Consider the following 4,537-nt stretch of genomic DNA (forward strand, 5'->3'; position numbering starts at 1 on the left):
CCGCGAAGAAGATCGCCGCGCATCCCGACCGGCGCGCGCCGCGGCGGCCGCCCCGTACTTGACGGAGACCGACGACCCCCGGGACGGCCGCCGCGGCGCGCGCCGGTCGGGATGCGCGGCGATCTTCTTCGCGGTGGCGGCCAGTTCACGCCCCCGCGCCCCGGGATCCATGGCGGCCGCGGCGACCAGGAGCCCGAGCACCCAGGTGGCGCCCCGGTGCCCGCCCCCGGCAAGCTGCATCGAGTGTTCGGTGCAGCGGCCGATCGCCCCGAGTTCGGCCCGGAGTTCGGGCGTCGCCGCACCGTTGCGGCGGGCGCAGGCCGCCATCGCCGCGAGACCGGGGACCAGCGCCTTCGCCGACCAGCGCAGCGCACGGTGGTCCTGCCGGGTGATCCGGGCACCGAGATCGCGCGGGTCGGGAAGACCGGGCTTGGGCATGAGTTCCAGCTGCCGGGTCAGCGCGGCCACCGCGGCCCGCGCGAGCACCTCGTCCTCGCGGCTGCTCATGGCCGTACGCTACGAGGCCGACTCGGTGGCCGTGGCGCTGTCGGTCGGGGTCGGGGCGTCCGCCGGGGGCTCGCCCGACGGCGGCGTACCGCCTTCACCACCACCAGCGCCGCCCTCGCCACCACCGGCGCCGGTGTTCTCGGCGTCGGGGTCGATGCCGAGGGTGAGGAGGCCCTTGTAACCGCGGGCCGGGTTCGCCTTCTTCACGGCTTCCAGGGTGAGCAGGCCGCTCGCGGCGCCACCGCCGTCGTACACCATGTCGTCGTCGAGAGTGGTGTAGCTGCCGGTGTGCCGGGAGTAGGGCTCCAGCGTGAAGACCTCCTGGGCGATCTCGTCGTCGAAGAAGAACTGGCCGGTGTGATTGACCTTGCCGCCCTCGTACGTGCCGTCCTCCTTCTCGCCACCGGTGTGGACCTTCACATGGATGTGGCAGGTGCGCGGGGTGTACCAACCGGGGAAGACGGTCTCGAACTTGACGACCCCGTTCGCGTTCGCGATCTGGTAACCCCGAAGATAGGTCGCGTCGTCGGCCGTCGATCCGTCCTCGCTCTCGGCGGGTGCCGAGCCGCCGGGATTCGCGGTGGTGTAGCCGGAGTAGTAGCCCCAGGCATCGCAGTGCCAGATCTCCACGGCCGCGCCGGGGACCGGGGTGCAGCCGTCGGTGGCGTCCACGACCGTGAGCCGCAGGGTCAGCGGAACACCGCTCTTGCCTTCGGTGATGTTCTTGCGGACCAGCGCGCCGTCCAGGTAGTACGGGCCCTCGGTGACGCTCGTCATCAGCGTCATGCAGGTGTCGGCGGTGCTCGTCGTGGCGGTCGTGGCCGTCGCCTCGGCGGTGCTCATCATCGCGTCCGCGAACGCCGACTGGTAGCCGGCGACCGCCAGGCCGCCGGCGGCGACCGTCCCTCCGGTCACCGCGAGGGCGCGGCGCCGCGTGATCGTTTTGCTTGTGTGGTTTCCCGTCATGGCGGTGAAGTTAGGGACGCGGTCCGTGAGGGGGCTGGGGTGCGGCTGTGCGGGGGCTGAGAGTGCCGAGGCTCCTGATGCCGCCCGGGTTGGGGGGCTTCCGCTCAACTGCCGTGCTTGCGCCGGGCGGTGAGACGGTTCTCACGTTTGCCGCCCCGAATACGGACGAGGCTTGTGGTGCCGTCCGAAGCACTCCTCGGCGTCGGCTATGTTCTGGTCGCGACCAGCAGCCGACCGGATATTCGGCGCTGTTCGCCCGGTCGGCCGCTAACTTCTTCTGCGGCCGGTGCTTGAGTGAGAAATTCCTGTCGGCATCTGCTTCAACGAGCCGCAAGACTCCGCAACCCCGTCAGTTTCCACGCACAGATTGATGAGGTCCCCATGAACGCATCCCTCGACCCCACGGCCGAAGAGTCGCACGCCACGGCGGCCGTCGGTCCGGAGCGGGTGTCCTTGGTGCAGTTGGCGGCGCGGAGCGGCGGCGCGCTGTCGCCCGCCCTGACCCGTGCCGTGTCGAACGGCGCCGAACGCCGGGGTCCGGCACGGGTCGCGGTGGCGGCCTTCCAGTCCTCCGTCTGACACCGCCGGCCCCCACCACCCCCGCCGAGACCACCGACATCACATGACCGTCGAGACCGTCGAGACCGTCATGGGCCGACCGCTCCTGCCGTTGCGGCAGTTCGTGCTGAAGATGCACAGTCGCTGCGACCTCGCGTGCGACCACTGCTATGTGTACGAGCACGCCGACCAGAGCTGGAGCCGTCGGCCCGTGGTGGTGTCGGACGAGGTCCTGCGCCGCACGGCGGAACGCATCGCCGAACACGCCGGGGCGCACGGACTCGCCGCTGTCCACGTCGTCCTGCACGGCGGCGAACCCCTCCTCGCGGGCCGGGCCCGGCTGCGCAGGGCCGCCACGGAACTGACGGCCGCCCTGAGCGGTGTGTGCGAGCTGGACCTGCGGATCCACACCAACGCCGTCACACTCGACGAACGGTTCCTGGACCTGTTCGACGAGTTCGGCATCAAGGTCGGTGTCTCGCTGGACGGCGACCGGGCCGCCAACGACCTGCACCGCCGCTATGCCGACGGGCGCAGCAGCCACGACCGCGTCCTCAGGGGCATCGCCCTGCTCAACCGGCCGCGCCACCGCCATCTCTTCGCCGGCATCCTGTGCACCGTCGACCTGCGCAACGACCCGGTCGCCGTCCATGACGCGCTCGCCGCGCTCGCCCCGCCCCGCGTCGACTTCCTCCTCCCGCACGCCACCTGGGACGAACCTCCGGCGCGACCGGCCGGGGACACCGACGGCACGGCGTACGCGCGCTGGCTGCTGGCCGTCCACGACCGGTGGACCGCGACCGGCCGCGCCATGGACGTCCGGATGTTCGACTCGGTCCTGCGGACCCTGCGCGGCGAGAGCAGCCTGACGGAGTCGCTGGGGCTGGCGCCCGCCGATCTCGCCGTGATCGAGACCGACGGGACCTTCGAACAGGCGGACTCCCTCAAGACCGCGCACGACGGGGCCCCCGCCACCGGCCTGGACGTGTTCGCCAACTCCCTGGACGAGGTCGCCGGGCATCCGGGCATCGTGGCCCGGCAGCAGGGCCTGGACGGGCTGTCCGAGCAGTGCCGGACCTGCCCGGTGGTGCGCTCGTGCGGCGGCGGCCTCTACGCCCACCGGTACCGCTCCGACGGCAGCGGCTTCCGCAACCCGTCCGTGTACTGCTCCGACCTGCTGGCCCTCATCACCGACCTCCGGGACCGCCATATGACCGACCAGTCCGCGCGGCCGGCGCTCGCCGGCCACCACCTGGCCGAACTGGCCACCGGGCGCGGCTCGGGCGCCACCGTCGACCTGCTGGCCCGCCACCAACTCGCCCTGGCCCGTGAGCTGCTGGGGCTCGTCCGGCACGGGACGACGCTCGCGCCGGCCGCCGAGGACGGTCAGGAGGCGGGAGACACCCAGGCGGCGTGGGACACGCTGACCGCCCTCGACAGCGAGGCCCCCGAAGCCGTGGACCGGGTCCTGGCCCACCCCTATGCACGGTCCTGGGCGCTGAGTGCCCTCGGGGCCCGTCCGCCGGCGGGCCCGACGGGGAGCGTCGCGGGAGCCTCGGCGACGGCCGCACGCGGGATGGCGGAGATCGCGGCCGCCGCCGCGCTGCGGGCCGGCCGCCGGGCGTCGGTGGTCGTCCCGGTCCACGCGGGGCTGCTGCGGCTGCCCACGCTCGGGACCCTGACCGTGGAGCCGGGCACCGAGCGGGCCCTGGTCCGCACGGACGTCGACGGCTGTACGGTCCGGGCGGGCGACCGGACGTACACGATCGCCCGGAGCGGCTGCGAGGACCCCGCCTGGCGGGGCAGCCGGCGGTTCGAACTGGACGGCTGGTCCGTGACCTTGGAGGACACCGACCCCTGGCGGGACTGCCACGGCCATCCGGCACACCCCCGGCTCACCGAGGGCGAGGCCGAGGCGTGGCGGGCCGACCTGACCGAGGCCTGGGCATGGATCCGGCGCGAACTGCCCGCATACGCGCCGGGTATCGCCGCCGCGCTCCGGATGATCACCCCGCTCACGCTCTCCCCCGAGGGTGCCGACATCAGCTCGGCGGCCCGCGACGCCTTCGGCGCGGTGGCCATCGCCCGCCCGTCCGCGCCGGAGACGCTGGCGCTGCTCCTCGTGCACGAGTTCCAGCACGTGAAGCTGGGGGCCGTGCTGGATCTGGTCGACCTGTACGACCCGGCGTGCGACACGTTGTTCTACGCGCCCTGGCGTCCCGACCCGCGCCCGCTGGAGGGGCTGTTGCAGGGGACGTACGCGCATCTCGCGGTGGTCGACTTCTGGCGGGCCCGGTGGCGGGACCAGACGGCGGAGGCGGTGGGGACGCTCGTGGACTCCGGGGCGCTGACGGAGGCCGGGAAGAGCTTCGTCGCGGGGCTCCGGGAGGCGCTGGCGACGGACGAGGTGAGCGCGGAGGCCCTGCGGGCGGCCCGGCTGGCGGCGGAGGAGCACCGGCGCACTGTCCGGCCGTAGGGGAACGAGGGCGCGTACAGGGGAATGGGG

General features: G+C 73.2%; 4 protein-coding genes. 2 read left to right on the forward strand and 2 right to left on the reverse strand.

Annotation, left to right across the window (positions count from 1 at the left end):
• Together P1P70_RS41075 and P1P70_RS41080 are read right to left on the reverse strand one after the other, a co-directional pair.
• On the reverse strand, window positions 1–507 hold a 507-nt coding region (locus tag P1P70_RS41075; RefSeq protein ID WP_319247056.1), incomplete at its 3' end, for a triphosphoribosyl-dephospho-CoA synthase.
• Between the two features lie 9 nt (window positions 508–516).
• Window positions 517–1,473: an intradiol ring-cleavage dioxygenase gene (locus tag P1P70_RS41080; RefSeq protein ID WP_319247058.1), complete on the reverse strand. Its 957-nt coding sequence runs from the start codon at window positions 1,471–1,473 to the stop codon at window positions 517–519.
• Window positions 1,474–1,854: 381 nt separating this feature from the next.
• Here P1P70_RS41080 and fxsA point away from each other — a divergent pair, with 381 nt between their 5' ends.
• Entirely contained in the window at window positions 1,855–2,052 is a 198-nt protein-coding gene (gene fxsA / locus P1P70_RS41085; protein WP_319247060.1) for an FxSxx-COOH cyclophane-containing RiPP peptide, read from the forward strand.
• 43 nt (window positions 2,053–2,095) lie between these two features.
• Window positions 2,096–4,507, forward strand: coding sequence for an FxsB family cyclophane-forming radical SAM/SPASM peptide maturase (locus P1P70_RS41090; RefSeq protein ID WP_319247062.1), 2,412 nt, complete (start codon window positions 2,096–2,098; stop codon window positions 4,505–4,507).
• Window positions 4,508–4,537 lie beyond the last annotated feature (30 nt).

Source organism: Streptomyces sp. MB09-02B, assembly GCF_033794485.1.
Lineage (GTDB): Bacteria > Actinomycetota > Actinomycetes > Streptomycetales > Streptomycetaceae > Streptomyces.